The sequence below is a fragment of the Curvibacter gracilis ATCC BAA-807 genome, from assembly GCF_000518645.1.
GTDB lineage: Bacteria > Pseudomonadota > Gammaproteobacteria > Burkholderiales > Burkholderiaceae_C > Curvibacter > Curvibacter gracilis.
This window is the reverse complement of sequence record NZ_JADZ01000005.1, coordinates 115515-134748: the sequence shown is the minus strand read 5'-3', so window position 1 is coordinate 134748 and position 19234 is coordinate 115515. Positions and strand designations below refer to the sequence as shown.

The 19234-nt window shown below is 67.2% G+C and carries 19 protein-coding genes; 4 read left to right on the top strand and 15 right to left on the bottom strand.

Going from position 1 to position 19234, the window contains the following annotated elements; genetic code table 11:
- Positions 1-16: 16 nt before the first annotated feature.
- On the top strand, positions 17-802 hold the full coding sequence (locus tag L880_RS0103420) for a peptidylprolyl isomerase (protein WP_027474474.1): 786 nt from the start codon (positions 17-19) through the stop codon (positions 800-802).
- A 64-nt stretch (positions 803-866) separates the two neighbouring features.
- Here L880_RS0103420 and L880_RS0103415 read toward each other — a convergent pair whose 3' ends face one another.
- Positions 867-1613, bottom strand: coding sequence for an acetyltransferase domain-containing protein (locus tag L880_RS0103415; protein ID WP_027474473.1), 747 nt, complete (start codon positions 1611-1613; stop codon positions 867-869).
- A gap of 115 nt (positions 1614-1728) precedes the next feature.
- Here L880_RS0103415 and L880_RS0103410 point away from each other — a divergent pair, with 115 nt between their 5' ends.
- Both L880_RS0103410 and L880_RS0103405 read left to right on the top strand, forming a co-directional pair.
- Positions 1729-3738, top strand: coding sequence for a peptidase U32 family protein (locus L880_RS0103410; protein WP_027474472.1), 2010 nt, complete (start codon positions 1729-1731; stop codon positions 3736-3738).
- Positions 3739-3894: 156 nt separating this feature from the next.
- A complete protein-coding gene (locus tag L880_RS0103405) occupies positions 3895-4332 on the top strand; it encodes a universal stress protein (RefSeq protein WP_027474471.1) in 438 nt (145 codons plus the stop codon).
- Between the two features lie 16 nt (positions 4333-4348).
- Here the strand turns inward: L880_RS0103405 and L880_RS0103400 are convergent, their stop codons facing one another.
- From L880_RS0103400 to L880_RS0103340, 13 genes are all read right to left on the bottom strand, one after another.
- Positions 4349-5095, bottom strand: a complete 747-nt coding sequence (locus L880_RS0103400) for a Crp/Fnr family transcriptional regulator (protein ID WP_245614914.1) — start codon at positions 5093-5095, stop codon at positions 4349-4351.
- A 98-nt stretch (positions 5096-5193) separates the two neighbouring features.
- Entirely contained in the window at positions 5194-5523 is a 330-nt protein-coding gene (locus L880_RS0103395) for a hypothetical protein (protein ID WP_157462559.1), read from the bottom strand.
- A gap of 106 nt (positions 5524-5629) precedes the next feature.
- Complete coding sequence (gene arfB, locus L880_RS0103390) at positions 5630-6082, bottom strand: alternative ribosome rescue aminoacyl-tRNA hydrolase ArfB (protein WP_027474468.1); 453 nt, start codon at positions 6080-6082, stop codon at positions 5630-5632.
- 14 nt (positions 6083-6096) lie between these two features.
- Positions 6097-6717 carry a flavin reductase family protein gene (locus tag L880_RS0103385; protein ID WP_027474467.1) on the bottom strand — a complete coding sequence of 207 codons (621 nt, stop codon included), beginning with the start codon at positions 6715-6717 and terminating at the stop codon, positions 6097-6099.
- A gap of 41 nt (positions 6718-6758) precedes the next feature.
- Complete coding sequence (locus L880_RS0103380; protein WP_027474466.1) at positions 6759-8180, bottom strand: aldehyde dehydrogenase family protein; 1422 nt, start codon at positions 8178-8180, stop codon at positions 6759-6761.
- 116 nt (positions 8181-8296) lie between these two features.
- Positions 8297-9289, bottom strand: a complete 993-nt coding sequence (locus L880_RS0103375) for an LD-carboxypeptidase (RefSeq protein ID WP_027474465.1) — start codon at positions 9287-9289, stop codon at positions 8297-8299.
- 65 nt (positions 9290-9354) lie between these two features.
- Complete coding sequence (gene tadA, locus L880_RS0103370) at positions 9355-10791, bottom strand: tRNA adenosine(34) deaminase TadA (protein WP_051443026.1); 1437 nt, start codon at positions 10789-10791, stop codon at positions 9355-9357.
- Between the two features lie 7 nt (positions 10792-10798).
- Positions 10799-11032 carry a hypothetical protein gene (locus tag L880_RS0103365; protein ID WP_027474463.1) on the bottom strand — a complete coding sequence of 78 codons (234 nt, stop codon included), beginning with the start codon at positions 11030-11032 and terminating at the stop codon, positions 10799-10801.
- Positions 11032-11685, bottom strand: coding sequence for an FMN-binding negative transcriptional regulator (locus tag L880_RS0103360; RefSeq protein WP_027474462.1), 654 nt, complete (start codon positions 11683-11685; stop codon positions 11032-11034). The genes L880_RS0103365 and L880_RS0103360 overlap by 1 nt, the downstream gene beginning before the upstream one ends.
- Positions 11686-11804: 119 nt before the next feature.
- On the bottom strand, positions 11805-13181 hold the full coding sequence (locus L880_RS0103355; protein WP_051443070.1) for an efflux transporter outer membrane subunit: 1377 nt from the start codon (positions 13179-13181) through the stop codon (positions 11805-11807).
- A 114-nt stretch (positions 13182-13295) separates the two neighbouring features.
- The gene (locus L880_RS0103350) at positions 13296-15335 is read right to left on the bottom strand and encodes a MacB family efflux pump subunit (protein ID WP_051443025.1); all 2040 of its coding nucleotides are present in this window, start codon (positions 15333-15335) and stop codon (positions 13296-13298) included.
- Between the two features lies 1 nt (position 15336).
- On the bottom strand, positions 15337-16563 hold the full coding sequence (locus L880_RS0103345) for an efflux RND transporter periplasmic adaptor subunit (protein ID WP_027474459.1): 1227 nt from the start codon (positions 16561-16563) through the stop codon (positions 15337-15339).
- A gap of 114 nt (positions 16564-16677) precedes the next feature.
- The gene (locus L880_RS0103340; RefSeq protein ID WP_027474458.1) at positions 16678-16938 is read right to left on the bottom strand and encodes a DUF167 domain-containing protein; all 261 of its coding nucleotides are present in this window, start codon (positions 16936-16938) and stop codon (positions 16678-16680) included.
- Between the two features lie 159 nt (positions 16939-17097).
- Between L880_RS0103340 and L880_RS0103335 the strand changes: the two genes are divergently transcribed.
- Entirely contained in the window at positions 17098-17505 is a 408-nt protein-coding gene (locus L880_RS0103335) for a hypothetical protein (protein WP_027474457.1), read from the top strand.
- A 104-nt stretch (positions 17506-17609) separates the two neighbouring features.
- Here the strand turns inward: L880_RS0103335 and guaA are convergent, their stop codons facing one another.
- A complete protein-coding gene (guaA, locus tag L880_RS0103330; RefSeq protein ID WP_019575541.1) occupies positions 17610-19229 on the bottom strand; it encodes a glutamine-hydrolyzing GMP synthase in 1620 nt (539 codons plus the stop codon).
- Positions 19230-19234 lie beyond the last annotated feature (5 nt).

Here is a 19234-nt window from a genome sequence, read left to right as displayed (position 1 = left end):
TTTCTGAGGAACAAGGATGAAGAAACTGTCTCTGGGCAGCATTGCTGCTGCTGCCATTGCCGTCACGCTGGCCCTGCCGGTCTCGGCACAAAACATTGCCATCGTGAATGGCAAGGCAGTGCCCAAGGCCCGTGCTGACGCGCTGGCCCAGCAAGTGGCCCGCTCCGGCCGCCCGGTCACCCCTGAACTGGAAGGCCAGATCAAGGACGAAGTCATCGCCCGCGAAATCTTCATGCAGGAAGCCCAGAAGCTGGGTCTGGACGCCACCGAAGACTTCAAGACCCAGATCGAACTCGCCCGTCAGACCATCCTGATCCGCGAACTGTTCGCCGACTTCCAGAAGAAGAACCCCGTCACCGACGAGGAAATCAAGGCTGAATACGACAAGTTCGCCGCCGCCAACGGTGGCAAGGAATACAAGGCCCGCCACATCCTGGTCGAGAAGGAAAGCGAAGCCAAGGACATCATCGCCCGCCTGAAGAAGGGCGCCAAGTTCGAAGACATCGCCAAGAAGCAATCCAAGGACCCGGGTTCGGGCGCCAAGGGTGGCGATCTGGACTGGGCCAACCCCGGCAGCTATGTGAAGGAATTCACCGAAGCCCTGATCAAGCTCAACAAGGGCCAGACCACCGACACCCCGGTGCAAAGCCAGTTCGGCTGGCACGTGATCCGCCTGGACGACGTGCGTCAGGCCCAACTGCCCAAGATCGACGAAGTCAAGCCGCAGATCGCCCAGCAACTGCAGCAGCAACGCCTGGCCAAGTTCCAGGAAGACCTGCGCGCCAAGGCCAAGGTCGAGTAAGACCCTGGTTCTCCTCCCCAAAAAAGCGGCTCAGGCCGCTTTTTTGTTGCCTGTTCGTGCTTGGTCAGTGGCCAAAGGCCCAGCGCCAGGCCATCAGCGCACCCAGCAGCACGGGCTGGTGCAGCATGTACCAACTCAGGCTGATGCGGCCCAAGGGGGCCAGCCGACGCCCCCACAGCGGCAGAGGCCGGGTCAGCCAGGCAGGCTGTGCGCGCATCAACCATTGCCCGACCGCCAGACCCCACCACATCACGCCCAGCCAGGGCAGCACCGGCACATAGTCTTCGGTCACCGGCTTGTGGCCGATCAGACCCAGCCAATTGAGGGCGGGCCCATCCAGCACCGACAGGGCCGGCCAGGCCTGGTGCAGCATCGGCGCGGCCCAGGCCGCTGCCAGGGCCAGGGCGCCGGCGGGCCACAGCCAGCGCCCCCAGCCGGCGCTGAGCCGGGCCAGGACCAGCATCACGGCCAGGCCATGCAGCACGCCGAAGTAGATGAAGCTGTTGGGAAACATCAGGTACGAACCCGCGCTGACCGCCAGGGCGCAGCCCGCCACCTGGGCCCAGCGCCGCCAAAACCGGGGCCAGCCCTGCCCCTGGGCCAGGGCCACCGATTGCCCCAGGCCGGCGCACAGCAGGAACAGGCTGACGATCAGGGTGCGCTGCACGGTCCAGAACGGGTCCTGAAAGAAGTTCTGGTGCAGCCAGCCCAGGTGGTTGAGGTCGAAGCAGAAGTGATAGGCCGTCATCCACAGCATGGCCAGCGCCCGCAGGGCGTCGATCGAGTCAAAACGGGCCGGATTCTTGTTCATGCGCCCGAGTGTAGAGGGGCTGATGCACGCCCCGAAAGGCGCAAGCCGTGCGGGCCCGCTAAAATCCGCCCTCCTCCAGTCCAGCCTGACCGGCCGTTGTCGGTACACCCCACCCATGTCTTTGCTCAGCCACCAAATCGAGCTTCTGGCCCCGGCACGCGATGCCGACATCGGCATCGAAGCCATCAACCATGGCGCCGACGCCGTCTACATCGGTGGCCCCGGTTTTGGCGCCCGGGCCTCGGCCGGCAACGACATCCGCGACATCGAGCGCCTGTGCCGCCACGCCCACCGCTTTGGCAGCCGCATTTTCATCACGCTCAACACCATCTTGCGCGACGATGAACTGGAGCCCGCACGCCAGATGGCCTGGGACGTCTACAACGCCGGCGCTGACGTGCTGATCGTGCAGGACATGGGCTTGCTGGAGATCGACCTGCCCCCGATCCAGCTCCACGCCAGCACCCAGACCGACATCCGCAGTGTGGAGAAAGCCCGTTTCATGCAGGACGTGGGCTTCTCGCAGATCGTGCTGGCCCGCGAGCTGACGCTGGAGCAGATCCGCGACATCCACCAGGGCCTGGACCCCAACCGCTGCCAGCTGGAGTTTTTTGTGCACGGCGCCCTGTGCGTGGCCTACAGCGGCCAGTGCTACATCAGCCATGCGCACACCGGGCGCAGCGCCAACCGGGGCGACTGTTCGCAGGCCTGCCGCCTGCCCTACCAGGTGACCGACAGCCAGGGGCGTTTTGTGGCGCACGACAAGCATGTGTTGTCGATGAAGGACAACAACCAGTCCGACAACCTGGAGGCCTTGATCGATGCCGGCGTGCGCAGCTTCAAGATCGAGGGCCGGTACAAGGACATGGCCTATGTGAAGAACATCACCGCGCACTACCGGCGGCTGATCGACGAGGTGATCGAGTCACGCGAGGGCTCCTATGACCCCGCGCGCCCGCCGCTGGCGCGCGCCTCCAGCGGGCGCACCCGCTTCACCTTCACCCCCGACCCCAACCAGAACTTCAACCGCGAGTTCACCGACTACTTCGTCAACGGGCGCAAGGACGACATCGGCGCCTTTGACACACCCAAGAACCCCGGCCAGGCCATCGGCTGGGTGACCCAGGTGGGCCCCAACTGGGTCGAGCTGGAAACCAGCAGCCCCGCCACGGTGCTGCACAACGGCGACGGGCTGTGCTACTACGACCTGCAAAAAGAGCTGGTCGGTGTGGCCATCAACCGGGCCGAACCGGCCTCGGCCGGCAAGGTGGGGCATTGGCGCGTCTTCCCCAAAGACCCCATGGAGGGCTTCAAGGACCTGCGCCGCGGCACCGAGATCAACCGCAACCGCGACATGGACTGGGTTCGGCTGCTGGAGAAGAAGTCCAGCGAGCGCCGCATCGGCGTCTGGGCCGCCCTGCAAGACACCGCTGACGGGTTTGAGTTGCAGCTGACCGACGAAGACGGTCACCAGGGCAGCGCCCGGCTGCAGCACCCGCATGAGCTGGCCCGCGACGCGCAGCGCAACGAGTCCAGCCTGCGCGAGCACCTGGGCAAGTTCGGCGCCACGGTGTTCGAGCCCATCGATGTGAATGTGGCCCTGAGCCAGCCCTGGTTTGTGCCAGCCTCGGCGCTCAACCCCCTGCGCCGCGACGCCATCGCTGCGCTGGAGGCCGCCCGCGCAGCCGCCTACCAGCGCCCCCAGCGGGGCCAGGCGGTGCAGCCTCCGGTGAACTACCCCGAAGACACCCTCAGCTACCTGGCCAATGTCTTCAATGACAAGGCCCGGGCCTTTTACGCCCGGCACGGCGTGAAGGTGATCGCCGCCGCCTACGAGAGCCACGAAGAGGAAGGCGAGGTGTCGCTGATGATCACCAAGCACTGCGTGCGCTTCTCGATGAGCCTGTGCCCCAAGCAGGCCAAGGGCGTGACCGGCGTGCAGGGCACGGTGCGGGCCGAGCCACTCACCCTGATCAACGGCAAAGAGAAACTCACCCTGCGCTTTGACTGCAAACCCTGTGAGATGCACGTGGTGGGCAAGATCAAGCGCTCGGTGTTGAACCAGGCCAAGGCCGAGCCACTGACCTTCTACCGCACGCGGCCCGACGCCAAGCCCCTGCACTGAGCCTGCACAGGCGCGGGCAAGTCCTGACCTGCGTCAAGAGAGGCCGCCACGGAACACCCCACCCGGGGCCATGGACATCAAGCTGTCTGCTGCCGGAGGTATATTGATTTCACAGGGTTGCCACACCGTGGCAGCCGGTTGTTGAAAGGAATCCTCATGCACATCCTCGTGCCCATCGACGGAACCGATTTGTCTCTGGATGCCGTCCGCTTTGCCATCCGATTGGCCCACGACGGCCTGCAGGCCCATCTGCTGCTGGCCAATGTGCAAACGCCTGCCACCTTGTACGAGCTGGTGAAGGCGCCCAACCCCGAGGTGATCGAGCAGATCAGCACCGCGGCCGGCAGCCATGCCCTGGAAAAAGCCCAGGCCTTGCTGCATGCGGCCGGTGTACCGCACCACACCGAGGTGGTGACGGGCGACCCGGTGCCGGCCCTGCTCGATCTGATCGAGCTCAAGCGTTGTGCCATGGTGGTGATGGGTGGGCACGGCAAGAGCCTGCTGCGCACCGTGCTGGAGGGGTCGGTGTCGCACGACCTGCTGCAGGCATCACCCGTGCCGGTGCTGATCGTCAAGCCCCCGCAAGCGGACTGAACCGGTCACGCAGGCTTCAGTCGCCCTGCTGCAGGGCCTGCAGGCCTGTGTCGTCCAGCAACCGGTAGCGCCGCCCGAGCCGGTCCAGGGGCTCGAGAATGCCGTCGCGGACCAGGGCGCTGACCTCGCGGCTGACCGTCTCCAGCTTCAAGTCCAGCATGGCCCCCATGTCTTCGCGCCGGAACAGCAGCACCTCGTCAGGCTGCTCAGCGGACTGCATTTTGCGCACCAGGTGGCTGACACGCTGGCGGGCCGAGCCGAAATTGAGTTCGGCCAACCAATCGTCCGCTGCTTTCAGGGCCCCTTGCCATTTGCCCATCAGGGCACCATGCAGGCGTGGGCTGTGGGTGGCCAGACCCTGCAAGACCGTCAGCGGTATCCGGCACACAAGCACATCCGAGAGCGCCACGGCTTCGCTGTCGTAACGGCGTGTAACCAAGGCCTCCAGCCCCGCGACATCGCCGGGCCGCACCACGCGCACGATGCGCTGGCGCCCGTCGGAGGTGAGCCGAACCAGTTTCAACAGCCCTTTGCGCAGCGTGAAAACACCCTGGGCACCCTGCCCCTCCGAGTACAAGGACTCGCCGGTCTTGTATTCGAGGTCGTCGATCGGGGCATGGATCTGAGCGAAGTCGCGCTCATCGAGTTCGGCAAACAGCGCCATGTCGCGCACGGCGCAGGCACGGCAGTCGGAGGTGCCGCGCCAGGCGGATTCGGTTTTGATGGGGATCATGGGCAGCACGCGCGAAAAATGCGTCGTCAAGCCCTCGATTGTGTCGCAGTTGAAGCACCCGAGGCACCCAGGCCGTGCCGGGCGAGCCCATCAAGCCCGTGGGGCTTGGCCTGGGCGCAGGGTTCTGTTCAGTGTTGGGGGTCGGCGGTGCGGCTGCCGTGAATCAATTGCAGTCTGCGCGTTGCAATCGACACGTGCATGGTGTCTTCCGCGGCCGCCTGTTGCTGGGCCAGGCAGGCCTTCAGCTCTTGTCGTGTCAGGGCCGCCAGTGCAAAACCGGCGACCAACGCCAAAATGCTGATCGGGGTGAGCGCAGACGCACTCTGGTTGCTGAGGCCCATCGAATGGCCAGCCATGTGCCCCCAGGCAGCGGAAAGACCCAACACGATCAGGATGCGGGCGATCTGCCCCTGTCGCTGGGCTTGGCTGGAGCGCAAGGATTGAACAATTTGTTTCATATCATCTCCCTTGCGCGAATGATAAATGCAAACCGGCAACGGCAGTCAAGCCGGATTCCGAATTGCAGATTGTCCGCGCGCGGGCTGCAGCAGCGGCGCAACAGGCTCAGGCACCGCCCTCATCGCGTGGGCGGCTGCGCTGCTGTTTGACCAGGCCCCGCTGGTTTTTGTCTTGCAGGCGGCGCAGTCGTGAACCACGGGTGGGCTTGGTCGGACGCCGCGTCTTGGGGGGCACCGCCACCGAGTCGATCAAGGCCTGCAGTCTTTGCAAGGCCTCCAGGCGGTTCTGCTCCTGGCTGCGCTGGGTCTGGGCCTTGATCACCACCACCCCGTCGGCGGTGATGCGGTGGTCGCGCAGCCCCAGCAGCCGCTCCTTCAGATCGTCGGGCAGTGACGCCTCGGGAATGCTGTAGCGCAGGTGCACCGCGCTGGACACCTTGTTGACGTTCTGGCCGCCCGCGCCCTGGGCCCGGATGGCTGTGAACTCCACCTCGTCTTCGCGCACCAGCGGACCCGGGGCCGCCTGGGCCGGGCCAGGGGTGTCGTCGTCTGCGCCCACGTTCACGCCCACGCTCAGCGCGGTCGGTACAGCTTGAACAGCTGCTCAGGCCCGACGCTGAAGTAGTCGGCCGGGCCGCCGCCGCGCAGCACGGGGCCGGCTGCGGCCGTGTCAAAGACGCCGTCGCGCAGCAGGCTGCGCTCGATGTGCACCGCCACCACCTCGCCCAGCACCAGCCAGGTGGGCACGGCCTCATGGGCCGCTGTCTGGAGCTGGATCAACTGGGTGAGGCGGCATTCGAAGTTGACCGGGCTTTCGCCCACCCGGGGCGGTTTCACCAGGCGCGAGGGCAGCGGCGTCAGCCCCGTGAGTTCGAACTCGCTGACCTCGGGCGGCACCGCGGCGCAGCTCTGGTTCATGGGCTCGACCAGCGGCCGGTTCACCAGGTTCCAGACGAACTCGCCGGTCTCCTCGATGTTGCGCACCGTGTCCTTGTAGCCAATGCTGGCAAAGCCCACGATGGGCGGCACGTAATTGAAGGCGTTGAAAAAGCTGTACGGCGCCAGGTTCAGCGCCCCGGCAGCCGAGCAGGTGGAGATCCAGCCGATGGGGCGCGGCCCCACGATGGCGTTGAAGGGGTCGTGCGGCAGGCCATGGCCCTGGGCCGGTTCGTAAACATGGCGGTCTTCAGTCATGGCGGTCTTTCGTGCAAGGTGTCAGAGACGGGGCCCAGGCATCAAGCCGGCTGGAACTGCAGCGACTTGTACTCCAGGAACTCCTCGAAGCCGTAGATGCCGTTCTCACGCCCGTTGCCCGATTGCTTGTAACCCCCGAACGGGGCCTGGGGGTTGAAAGGCCCCCCGTTGATGTCGATCTGCCCGGTGCGGATGCGGCGGGCCACGGCCACGGCATGGGCCTCGTCAGCACTCCAGACGCCGCCGCCCAGGCCATAGAGGGTGTCGTTGGCAATGCGGATGGCTTCTTCTTCGTCGCGGTAGGTGATGATGACCAGCACCGGGCCGAAGATCTCCTCACGCGCCAGGGTGTCCCCAGGCTTCACCCGCAGGATGGTAGGTTGAACGAAATACCCCTTGTCGAAGGCCGGCCGTTCCGGCCCGCCGGCCACCAGCTCGGCGCCCTCGCGCAGGTCCTGCTCGATGAAGCCCAGCACCCGGTCGCGCTGGGCCGCGCTGATCAAAGGGCCCAGCTTGCTGGCTTCGTCCAGGCTGGGGCCGATGGCAAAACGGGCGATCGCCGCCTGGGCCAGCGCCTTGACCTCGTCGTAGCGATCTTCGGGCACCAGCAGCCGGGTGTGGGCCGAACAGGTCTGCCCGCTGTTGAGCAGGCAGGCCGACACGCTGCCCTTGATGGCGGCCGGAAAATCGGCATCGGGCAGCACCACGCTGGCCGACTTGCCCCCCAGCTCCAGCGCCACGCGCTTGACGCTGTGGGCCGCCAGCTCGGCCACACGCTTGCCGGCCCGGGTGGAGCCGGTGAAGCTCACCATGTCGACCTCATGGTGGCTGGCCAGCACCTCGCCCACCACCGGGCCGGCCCCGTTCACCAGGTTGAACACCCCAGGCGGGAAGCCCGCCTCATGGATGATCTCGGCCAGGATCATGGCGTTCACGGGGGCGATTTCGCTGGGCTTGAGCACCACCGTGCAGCCGGCCGCGAGTGCCGCCGCCACCTTGAGCGTGATCTGGTTGAGCGGAAAGTTCCAGGGCGTGATGCAGGCCACCACGCCGATGGGCTCGCGCAGCACGCGCGAGTTGCCCACCTGTTGCTCCCACTCGAAACCCCGGGCCACCTTGGCGAAATGGCCCCAGCCCCAGGTCGGGCCGCCCACCTGGACGGCGCGGGCCAGCTTGAGCGGCATGCCCACTTCGCGGGCGATGGTCAGGGCCAGTTCGTCGGTGCGGGCCTTGAGGCCGGCCGCCACCTTGTCGAGCAGAGCGGCCCGGGTTTCCACCGGTGTGGCGGCCCAGGCCTCGAAGGCCGCACGGGCGGCAAGCACCGCATTGGCGGCCTCATCGGCGTCACCAGCGGGCACGCAGGCAAACACCTCTTCGGTGCTCGAGTCGTGCACCGGAAAGCGGTCGGCGCTGTGTGCGGCCACCCATTGGCCGTTGATGTAGTGCGATGCGTAGTTCTTCACCCTGGTCTCCTACTGGCAGGACAGGCCCTGCAGCGAGCGGCGATTATGCAGCGCCCTGCCCGACCCGGTCGGTCGCTCTTGTCCCCGAGGTGCTGGCCGGGCCAGACGACCCGACTTCAGCGCAGATGGCCCCAGAACAGCAAGGCATCACGCTCGTCCACCGACAGCGACACGGGAGCGCCCACCGGCAGCAACACCTTGGTGGGCACGTGGCCGTGTGGCAACCCGGTGAGCACCGGCACCTTGAGCTGGCTGCGCAGCCATTGCACCACCGAGTCCAGCTTGAAGCCCTTGTCGTGGGCGGTGAGCTTGTATTCGTTGAACTGGCCCAGCACGATGGCCTTCTGACGGGCCAGCAGGCCGGCGTGCAGCCACTGCGTGAGCAAGCGCTCCAGGCGATAAGGGTGTTCGCCGATGTCCTCGAAGAACAGCACGCCGCCCTTGATGTCGGGCAGGTAGGGGGTGCCGATCAGGCTGGACAGCACCGCCAGGTTGCCACCCCACAGCGTGCCTTGCTTGACCGTGAAGGGCTTTTGCACAGGGGCTGCCGCGGCCGCAGCCGTGCCCTTGCGCGGGCGAGGCAGTTCCCAGCCAGCGCCCTCGCCATGGCCGCTGAACAGGTCGTCCAGGCAGGCCAGCATGATGTCGTCGGGCTCTTCTTCGGTGCCCAGGTCGGCCCCCAGGGCCGGCCCAGCCCAGGTGATGGCGCCCGTCTTGGCCAGAACGGCGTTCTGGAAGGCGGTGAAATCGCTGATGCCGACAAACTCGGTGCCGCGCTCGATGGCCTTGGCAATCGCCTTGTAAGGCAGCTGGGGCAGCAGGCGCGTCAGGCCATAGCCGCCGCGCGAGATCAAGGCGATGTCGGCCCCGCTGGCAGCCGCCCGGCTGATGGCGGCCAGCCGGGTTTCGTCATCGCCGGCGAAGCGCGTGTGGCTGGCCAGCGCGTCGGGGTCGATCTCCACCTCATGCCCCATGGCACGCAGCCGGGCCACACCACGGCGGAAGGCCGCCTTGTCGCGCACCGCGCTCGAAGGCGAGAAGATGTAGATGTGCTTGGGGCCGTGGTCGTGGCCGCAGGCGGCGTGGTCGTGATCGTCGTGCTCTGACAAAGTGCTTGTCCGCCGGCTTGGGGCCGCGGCTCCGTGGTTGGGCGGTGGCCTGCAGCCACCGGGGTTCATGGCCTGAAGTATTCCACAGCCCGGCGGGCAATCGGCTCGCCGTGCTCTTGTACAAAATGCCCGGCCTCGGGCAGCACCCAGGGTTCAGGGCAGCCGCGTATCTGCTGGCGCAGGCGCTGCATCACCGGCAACCCCAGCACCGGGTCGGCCGCCCCCACCACCATCATGCTGCGGCCGCTCCACTGCTGCTGCCAGAAATCGCGCGCCTGGCGCGACAGCGCAGCCCCGGCGGCGTCAGGGTGCTCGGGCACCATGGGCGGGAAGGCCTGCAGCGCCGCGCGGTGCCCGCGATCGGGAAACGGGGCGTTGTAGGCCGCACACTCCGCCGCGCTGAGGCTGGGCACGGCACGCGCCATCAGGCGCCCCACATCGAACAGCGGTTTGCTGCGGCACATCTCGCGCCAGGCCAGAAAGCCTTTGGACAGGGGCTCTTCGCCGGTGGCCAGCAGCGTGTTCATGGCCAGCAGGCCCTGGTAGCGCGCCGGCTCGGCCATGGGCAGGGTGAGGCCCAGGATGCCGCCCCAGTCCTGCACCACCAGCACCACGCGCTGCAAATCCAGGCGCTGCACCAGCTCCAGCAGCACCTGCCGATGCCATTCGAAACCGTGGGCTGCCGGCTTCTTGGGCTTGTCGCTGCGCCCGAAACCGGGCATGTCGGGGGCCACCACCCGGTGGCCCGCCGCCAGCCACACCGGCAGCATGTGGCGGTACAGGTAGCTCCAGCCCGGGTTGCCATGCAGGCACAGCCAGGTGAGGGGCGCGTCCGCCGGCCCTTCGTCGAGGTAATGCAGGCGCAGGCCGGCCAGGGCGGGCAGATCGCTCAGGTAACGGGGCGCCCAGGGGTAGCCCGGCAGCTCAGCAAAGGCGCTGTCGGGCGTGCGCACGGCGTCGTCGCGCAAGGGGTGGGCGGCCCGGGCCTGCTCGCGCTGGGCCGTGCGCCGGGCCTGGAAGAAATGCTGCAGCGCCACGCTGCAGTCGTGTTCGGCCACGCCGCCCTGCACCGTGGTCTGGTGGTTGAGCCGGGCCTGGGCAAACAGATTGAGCACCGAGCCGGCCGCCCCGGTCTTGGGTTCGGCCGCACCAAACACCACCCGGGCCAGACGGGCCTGCAGCAAGGCCCCGCTGCACATGGCGCAGGGCTCCAGCGTGACGTACAGACTGCAGCCGTCGAGCCGGTAATTGCCCAGCGCTGCGCCGGCCTCGCGCAGCGCCACGATCTCGGCATGGGCGCTGGGGTCGTGGCGGGCAATGGTCTGGTTGTGGCCCCGGCCGATCACCCGCCCGTCCTTGACCACCACCGCGCCCACCGGCACCTCGCCCGCGGCCGCGGCCAGCCGGGCCTCGGCCAGGGCCAGTTGCATGAAGGCGTGGTCGAGGGTGGACTGCGGGTCAGGCAGCACCGGGTCGATGGTGGTGGTCGTGGTGGTCGTCATGGTGCCCTCAAGGCTCCTCCGGCATGGGCCGGGGCTTTTGCATCAGGGCGTCGACCGCCTCCTTGGTCTGCTGGGGCAACGGGTTCAGGGGCACAGCTGCCGGTGGGGCCCCGGCTGCACCGGGCAGCGCTGGCCGCACCAAGGGGGGCGTGGCCACGGCTGTGCCCAGTTGCCGCTTCACCAGCAGGCCCGTGATGACCAGGGCCAGCACCAATCCGATCAAACCGATTCCACCGCGCATCACACACCCTCCTGTGGGACCAGGCCCAGACGTTGCATCCAATCGGCCAGCCCCCGCGCGCCGTCGTTGTCGGCGCTGCGGTAGGCCTGGAGCATGGCGGCATGCGATTCGGGCCGGTGCTGGTTGAGCTTGAGCTTGCACTGCAGCGCCTCGACGCTGAGCTCGAAGGCCACGATGCCGCGCAGCATGCCCTGGCGCCAATCGGCGTCCAGCCCATGCCATTGGTCGGCGTAGGCCGGCTCGTGATCGGCAATCAAGTGCTTGAGCAAGGCGTCCTTGGCCTCGGCCTCGTCCAGCAGACGGGCCTGCACGGTGGCGTGCACGGCCAGGTAGTTCCAGGTGGGCACCCGGGCCAGATCGGGGTAGACGGCAGGCGACAGGTAGGCCTGCGGCCCCATGAAGGTGACCACCGCGCGCGGGCGCTGCTGCAGGTAGCGCCAATGCGGGTTGGCCCGGGCACAGTGGCCCAGCAACCGCGGCCCCCCCTCTGCATCACCCCCTGCCCCGCCCTCGGCCACCAGATGCAGCGGCAGATGGGTGACATAGGGCAGGCCGTCATCGTCGTTCGAGATCAGACTGGCCAGCGGGTGCTCGCGCATCAGCGCATGGGCCAGCGCCGGGTCCGAACTGGCGAATTGCGGGGGCAGGTACATGAGAAGAACCTCTTGGCGTCAGAGCGTGACAAGTGCGCTATTGTGAAACTGATTTCGCCCTTCTCATGCCCTGGAGCCGCGTCAAGCCATGTCAAACCCCGCCAAGCCACATCAGGCCATCACTGCGCCGGCTGCGCGCTGCCCCCCAGGGCGAGGTACAGGGTGACCTGGTTCTTGAGCTGCGACAGCTGGTTCTGCGCCCAGGCGGTCTCGGCAGTGCGCCGTGTCTCCTGGGCATCGAGCCACAGGCTCAGGGCCACCGAGCCCTGGCGGTAGCGCACCTCGTACAACTGCTCACTGCGCCGGCTGGCCGCCAGCGAGCCGGCCAACAGCTCCCCTTGCTGGGCCAGGGCGCTGCGGGTGCCCAGCGCGTTCTCGACATCGCCCAGGGCCGAGTAAAGCGTCTGGCGGTAGCTGACGACCGCACTCTCGTACTGGGTGCGGGCGATGGCGTTGTTCAGCTTCATCGTGTTGACCTGCAGAAACGGCAGGCTCACGCCTGCGCCCAGCAAGGCATAGGGGTTGGACAGCACCTGCCCCAGGGCCAGGCTGCTGCTGCCCAGAGCCCCGGTGAGGGTGAGCGCCGGGTAGTAGCTGGCGGCCACGGCATCGGCGCTGGCCAGGGTCTCACGCAGGCGCAGTTCTGCCGCACGCAGGTCGGGGCGGCGGGCCAGCAGCTGCGCCGGCAGGCCGGGCGCCACCTCGGGCATGGCCTGCAACGGCAGGCGCTGCGGCTCGGCACCCAGCCAGGGCTGGAGTGCGGTGTCGCCCGGAGCCACATCGAACAGCAGGGCCAGGGTGGTGCGGGCGCTCAGGCGCTGCTGTTGCAGGTCGGCCAGGGTGGCGCGCTGGCTCAGCACCGTGCGTTCGGCCTCGCTGGCCTCCAGGGCCGACACCGCACCAGCCCGGTATTGGGCCTGCACCAGGTCACGGGTTTTCTCGGCATAGGCCACGCTTTGCTCGCCGGTGCTGATGCGCTGGTTCAGGTAGGCCAGTTGCCAGTAGGCCTGCAGCACGCTGCCGATCAGGCTCAGGCGGGTGGCCTGGCGGTCCTGCTCGGTGGCCAGCGACTCCCAGCGCGACACATCGCTCAGGCTGCCCAGGCGGTTCCACAGGTCGGCCTCGTAGCTGACCGAAACGCTGGCCCCGCTGCTGCGGGTGCTGGCCCCGCCTTCCAGCGGCTTCTGGGCCTGGGTGCTGACACTGCCGCTGAGGGTGGGCCAACGGTTGCGTTCGGCCAGTTCGGCCTGCAGGCGCGCCTTGCGCACCTTGAGGGCGGCCACGGCCAGGTCGTTGTTGCGGCTCAGGGCCGCCTCGACCAGGGTGTTGAGTTGCGGGTCGCCAAAGGCCCCCCACCAGGCGTCGGGCACATCGGCAGGAGCCGTCACCACCGCGCCCTTGTTCGACCAGGTGCCGGGCACCGCCAGCTGCGGGGCCTGGTAGGGGGTACGCACCGAAGTGCAGGCCCCCAAGGCCAGGGCCAAAGCAAGCGCCAAAGCGAGCGGCAGCCCGGGTCGCCATTGGCCCGGTGTGGTTGGCTTTGAATAAGAAGAATCCATCATGAAGTCGTTGCGCCGCAGCGCCTTGTGTCCGGGGGCGGCCATCTGGGGTCAGTCTCTGGCCAAGGCTTCGACAGGGTTCAGCCGGGCCGCGCTGCGTGCCGGCAGGAAGCCGAACACCACACCGATGAGGGTGGAGCACAGAAAGGCCGCCGCCATCGCCGAGGTGGAAAACGCCAGCGTGAAGTTGTTGCTGAAGTGCTTGAACAGGGCGCCAAAGCCCAGGGCCAGTGAGATGCCCAGCACACCGCCCAACAGACAGACCAGCACGGCCTCGATCAGAAACTGCTGCTGGATGTCGCTTTGCCGGGCCCCCACCGCCATGCGCACGCCGATCTCGCCGGTGCGCTCGGTGACGCTCACCAGCATGATGTTCATCACACCGATGCCGCCCACCACCAAAGAGATGACGGCGATCGACGACACCAGCAACGTGAGCGTGCGGGTGGTGCTTTCGATGGTCTGGCGGATGCTGTCGGTGTTGAGCACATAGAAGTCCACCCGCCCGTGGCGGCGCTCCATCAACTGGTTGATGCCTTGTTCGGCCGCCGCCATCGAGGTGCTGTCGTCCACCCGCACCGTGATGCTGCGCAGGTAGCCCTGGCCGATCAGGCGACGCATGGCCGTGGTGTAGGGCACAAAGACGTTGAGGGTCTCCATGCTGGGGCCGAAGCCGCCGTCCTTCTTGGCCGTCACGCCCACCACATAGACGGGCATGCTGCCCAGCAGCAGCACCTGGCCCACCGGGTTGGTGTTGGGGAACAGCTTCTTGCGCGCGTTCTCGTCGATCACGGCCACCTGCGCGTAGGCCTGTACGGCGGCATCGCTGAAGGCGGTGCCGCCAGCCATCTGCAGGCCTTTGACGCGGAAATACTGCTCGCCCACGCCCGTGACCTGCACCGAGGCATCGATGTTGGCGTAGCGCGCCGTGACCGAGGCCTGCACATTGGGGGTGACGCTGTCGACGTAGCTCTGCTCCTTGAGCGCATCGGCGTCCGCCGGGCTCAGGGTCTGGATGCGGGCCGCGCGCGGGTCGCCAAAGCCCGTGCCCGAGTAAACGTCGATGGTGTTGGTGCCGATGGAGCTGATGTTGGCCAGCACCTTCTGGCGCGAGCCCTCGCCCAAGGCCACCACCGACACCACCGAGGCAATGCCGATGATGATGCCCAGCATGGTCAGCAGGGTGCGCAGGCGGTGGGCATTCATGGCCAGCAAGGCCATGCGGAAGGCCTCGCCCAGGCGATCGGCCCAGGCTCCGAAGGCGGCCCAGGCGCCCTGGCGCACGTGTTGGGCCGGGCTCAGCATCTGGGCGACGGAGTCGTCGACCAGGGCCTCGGAGGCCCCGTGGGTGGGCGTGTTCGGGCGGTCGGACACGACCTCGCCATCGCGCAGTTCGACGATGCGCTGGGCGTGGCTGGCCACCTGCATGTCGTGCGTGACCAGGATGATGGTGTGGCCCAGCGCATGCAGCTCGGCCAGGATCTTCATCACCTCGGCGCCTGACTGGGTGTCCAGTGCGCCGGTGGGCTCGTCGGCCAGGATGACGCTGCCGCCGTTCATCAGCGCACGGGCGATCGACACCCGCTGTTGCTGGCCACCCGACAGCTTGCCCGGCACGTGCGAGGTGCGCCCGGCCAGGCCCAGCCGCTCCAGCAGGGCGAGAGCACGGGCCCGGCGCTCACGGGCGCCCGAGCCGGCGTAGATGGCGGGCACCTCTACGTTGCCGGCGGCCGACAGGTCGCCCAGCAGGTGGTAGCGCTGGAAGATGAAGCCGAAATGCTCGCGCCGCAGCGCAGCCAGCTCATCGGCGTGCAGGCTGCCCACTTCGCGGCCGTTGATCTGGTAGCTGCCTCGGCTGGGCTGGTCCAGGCAGCCGATCAGGTTCATCAGTGTGGACTTGCCCGAGCCCGACTGGCCCACGATGGCGATCATCTCGCCCGCGGCCACCTCGAGCCGGATGTCTTTCAGCACGGCCAGCGGGCTGTCGCCCACCAGGAACTCACGCCACACGCCCTGCAGCGACAGCAGGGGCTGTGCCGCAGCCGAAGCCTGGTTCAGGGCCGCGCTGCCCGGTGTTGGGTGCGCGCTCATGTCAGAACCCACCCGGCGGCGGGCGCATGCTGCGCTGCTCGCCTGTGGCCGAAGGGGCCCCGGCGGCGCTGCCCAGCACCACCTTCTCGCCCTCGTTCAGGCCGTCCAGGATCTCCACCGTCACGTTGTTGTTGATGCCCACGTGCACCGTGCGAGCCTGCACCTGCCCATCGCCACCCAGCACACTGACGCGGTAGCTGCCGTCACGTTGGCGGGCGCTGAGCGCGCCCACGGGCACGGTCAGAGCGTTCTTGGCCTGGCCACGCACGATGTAGACCATGGCGGTCATCGAGATGCGCAGCTTGTTGTCGGGGTTGGGCACATCGAACAGGCCGTTGTAATAGATGGCCGTGGCGCTGCTGGTGGAGGTGCTGCTGGAACTGCTGCTCGACGAACTGCTGGTGGTGGAGGTGCTGATGCTGTCGGTGGCCGGCTCGATGGTGCGCAAGGTGGCGTCGTAGCGCTTCTGGGGTTCGCCCAGGATGGTGAAATACACCCGCTGGCCCGGCTTGACCGAGGTGACATCGGCCTCGGAGATCGAGGCCTTGACGGTCATGGTGTCGACCTTGGCCACGATGATGATGGTGGGGGTGGACTGGTTGGCGTTGACGGTGGTGCCCTCTTCCGTCACCAGGGCCACCACCTGCCCGTCGATGGGCGACACGATGCGGGTGTAGCCCAGGTTGACGCGGGCGGTGTCCACGGCCACCTTGGCCTGGTCCACCTGGGCGCGCAGCGCCTCCACGCTGGCCCGGCTGGTCTTTTCAGTGGCCAGGGCGGCCTCCAGGTCGGCTTGCGAGCTGGCCTCCGAGGCGCGCATCTGCTGCTGCCGCTTCAAGGCCAGTTCGGCCTGGGTCAGGGTGGCCTCAGCGGAACGCAGCTGCGCCTGCACATTGGCCAGGGCGGCCTCGTTGTTGCGCAAGGTGTTCTGCTGGGTGAGGGAGTCGATCTCGGCCACCAGGTCGCCCTTGTGAACGACGTCACCCAAGGCCACTTTCAGTGACTTGACCTGGCCCGACACCTGGGCGCCCACGCTGACCTGCTTGAAGGCCTTGAGCGTGCCGTTGGCCAGCACGGTGTCTTCGATGTCGGCCCGGGCGACCGGGGCCGTGATGTAGGCGGGGGCCGGTGGCGGCGCGAAAAAGGTCTTCTTGCCCACCACCAGGGCGATGGCCAATACCCCGACCGCGATCCCTGGGCGGATCAGGCGTTTGAATTCAAAGTTCATGAAAAATCTGAGGCTTGCAAGCCACCCAGTGTGCCAGCCCAGCGTGACATCACGGCTTGCGCAGCGTCACAGGAAGGTAAAGCGAGCCGCCGCCCCGCCCCGAACGGGCCCCCGTCACAGCCCGAACAAGGCCCGCAGTGCGGCATCGTCCAGCCCGTCGACCGCCACCCGCTTGGTACGCCCGCTGCTGCCCAGCTCGATGGTGACCGCCGACTTGGACACCCCACAGCGCTGGGCCACAAAAGCGATCAGCGCCTTGTTGGCCTCGCCGTCCACCGGCGGCGCCTTGAGTTGGATCTTGGGCTTGCCATCATGGGTGCCCATCAGCTGGGTCTGTTTGGCGCCGGGTTGGCAGTAGAGAACGATCTTGGCCATGGAGGTTGGAAGCAAACGGCCCGGACGGGCCTGGCAGCATCATAGAGGCCGTGGCGCCGTCGCCTCGGTGCGCGGTGGCCTGCCCGCCGCCGGGGCATTGCAGATTCAGTAAGATGCCCAGCCACAAGGGTCTCACCCATGAAGGCCCGCAGCGCAGTGATGTCTCCCACACCTCCATTTCCGATCCGCACCGAATGCCCGCCCGGCGCCTGCGTCTGCGGGCGCGACGAACTGCTGCAGAACCCCAGCGGCGACCTGCGCGTGCTGCGCCTGACCCGCGAGGAGGAAAAGCGCCTGCTGCAGCGGCTGGAAAACCTGGGCAGCCTCAGCGATCTGCGCCGCATCGAGGAGCGCCTGGAGCAGCAGCTCGGCATCCGCCTGACCATCAGCACCAGCCCCAACGAGGTGCGCACCCTGCGCGGCATCACCATCCTGGTCCACGAGCAGCCCGGCCTGTGCAAGAAAACCCGCCAGGCCATCCCCGCCGCCATCAAGAAAAGCCTGGAGCAGCGCCCTGAGATTGCGTTCGAGTTGCTGGATGAGGGGGGCTTGTTCGGGATGGGGTGAAACGGTCTCCTTGCGAAACGTCAGCCCCAAAACACAGAAAGCCCGCGTTCACGCGGGCTTTCTGGTTTCTGGTCATGGGCTGTTAGGCCATGCCCGAGGCAGGATCACTCCCACTCGATCGTCGCCGGCGGCTTGGAGCTGACGTCGTAGGTGACGCGGTTGATGCCGCGCACCTCGTTGATGATGCGGCTGGAGACCTTCTTGAGCAGCGCGTAGGGCAGCTCGGCCCAGTCGGCGGTCATGAAGTCGCTGGTCTGTACGGCGCGCAGGGCCACCACATAGTCGTAGGTGCGGCCGTCGCCCATCACGCCCACGCTCTTGACGGGCAGGAAGACGGTGAAGGCCTGGCTGGTCAGGTCGTACCAGGTCTTGCCGGTGGCCTCGTCGCGGAAGTTGCGCAGCTCTTCGATGAAGATCGCGTCGGCACGGCGCAGCAGGTCGGCGTATTCCTTCTTGACCTCGCCCAGGATGCGCACCCCCAGGCCGGGGCCTGGGAAGGGGTGGCGGTAGACCATGTCGTGGGGCAGGCCCAGGGCCACGCCCAGCTCACGCACTTCGTCCTTGAACAGCTCGCGCAGGGGTTCGAGCAGTTTCAGGCCCAATTGCTCGGGCAGGCCACCCACGTTGTGGTGGCTCTTGATGGTGACGGCCTTCTTGCTCTTGGCACCGCCCGACTCGATCACGTCGGGGTAGATGGTGCCCTGGGCCAGGAAGGTGGCGCCCTTGTGGCCGCCATTGCCGGCCTTGAGCTTGGCGGCTTCGGATTTGAAGACCTCGACAAACTCGCGGCCGATGATCTTGCGCTTGGCTTCGGGCTCGCTGACGCCGGCCAGTTGGCCCAGGAACAGATCGGAGGCATCGACCCGGATCACCTTGGCGTGGAGCTTGCCTTCAAACATCTCCATCACCATGTCGCCCTCGTTCAGGCGCAGCAGACCGTGGTCGACGAAGACACAGGTCAGCTGGTCGCCGATGGCGCGGTGGATCAGCGCGGCGGCCACGCTGGAGTCCACACCGCCCGACAGGCCCAGGATCACCTCTTCGTCGCCCACCTGCTGGCGGATCTTTTCGACCGCCTCGCTGATGTAGTCGCCCATGATCCAGTCAGGGGAGACGCCGCAGATGCCCAGCACGAAACGCTGCAGCAGGGCCGGGCCCTGCTTGGTGTGCGTGACTTCGGGGTGGAACTGCACGGCGTAGAAGCGGCGGTCTTCGTCGGCCATGCCGGCGATGGGGCAGCTGTCGGTGCTGGCCATGAGCTTGAAGCCCGGGGGCAGCTCGGTGACCTTGTCGCCGTGGCTCATCCACACGTCGAGCATGCCGTGGCCTTCGTCGGTGACGAAGTCCTGGATGCCTTCGAGCAGACGGGTGTGGCCCCGGGCGCGCACGGCGGCAAAGCCGAATTCGCGCTTGTGGCCACCCTCCACCTTGCCACCCAGTTGGTGCGCCATGGCTTGCATGCCATAGCAGATGCCCAACACCGGAATCCCCAGCTCGAACACGGCCTGCGGGGCCTTGTCGGTGGTTTCTTCATAGACGCTGGCATGGCTGCCGGACAAGATCACGCCTTTGAGCTGGCCATCGGCCGCATATTGGCGAATCCATTCGTCAGACACGTCGCAGGGATGAACCTCGCAGAACACATGGGCTTCGCGCACGCGACGTGCGATCAGCTGGGTGACCTGGGAGCCGAAGTCGAGGATGAGGATTTTCTGGTGTTGCATCGCAG

Excerpts from the sequence above, each read along its gene's own strand:
- L880_RS0103410 (WP_027474472.1), top strand. The coding sequence starts at position 1,729 with ATGTCTTTGCTCAGCCACCAAATCGAGCTTCTGGCCCCGGCACGCGAT.
- guaA (WP_019575541.1), bottom strand. The coding sequence starts at position 19,229 with ATGCAACACCAGAAAATCCTCATCCTCGACTTCGGCTCCCAGGTCACC.
- L880_RS0103420 (WP_027474474.1), top strand. The coding sequence starts at position 17 with ATGAAGAAACTGTCTCTGGGCAGCATTGCTGCTGCTGCCATTGCCGTC.
- L880_RS0103405 (WP_027474471.1), top strand. The coding sequence starts at position 3,895 with ATGCACATCCTCGTGCCCATCGACGGAACCGATTTGTCTCTGGATGCC.
- L880_RS0103395 (WP_157462559.1), bottom strand. The coding sequence starts at position 5,523 with ATGAAACAAATTGTTCAATCCTTGCGCTCCAGCCAAGCCCAGCGACAG.
- L880_RS0103385 (WP_027474467.1), bottom strand. The coding sequence starts at position 6,717 with ATGACTGAAGACCGCCATGTTTACGAACCGGCCCAGGGCCATGGCCTG.
- L880_RS0103415 (WP_027474473.1), bottom strand. The coding sequence starts at position 1,613 with ATGAACAAGAATCCGGCCCGTTTTGACTCGATCGACGCCCTGCGGGCG.
- L880_RS0103360 (WP_027474462.1), bottom strand. The coding sequence starts at position 11,685 with ATGTACCTGCCCCCGCAATTCGCCAGTTCGGACCCGGCGCTGGCCCAT.
- L880_RS0103340 (WP_027474458.1), bottom strand. The coding sequence starts at position 16,938 with ATGGCCAAGATCGTTCTCTACTGCCAACCCGGCGCCAAACAGACCCAG.
- L880_RS0103350 (WP_051443025.1), bottom strand. The coding sequence starts at position 15,335 with ATGAGCGCGCACCCAACACCGGGCAGCGCGGCCCTGAACCAGGCTTCG.
- L880_RS0103365 (WP_027474463.1), bottom strand. The coding sequence starts at position 11,032 with ATGCGCGGTGGAATCGGTTTGATCGGATTGGTGCTGGCCCTGGTCATC.
- L880_RS0103335 (WP_027474457.1), top strand. The coding sequence starts at position 17,098 with ATGTCTCCCACACCTCCATTTCCGATCCGCACCGAATGCCCGCCCGGC.
- tadA (WP_051443026.1), bottom strand. The coding sequence starts at position 10,791 with ATGACGACCACCACGACCACCACCATCGACCCGGTGCTGCCTGACCCG.
- L880_RS0103345 (WP_027474459.1), bottom strand. The coding sequence starts at position 16,563 with ATGAACTTTGAATTCAAACGCCTGATCCGCCCAGGGATCGCGGTCGGG.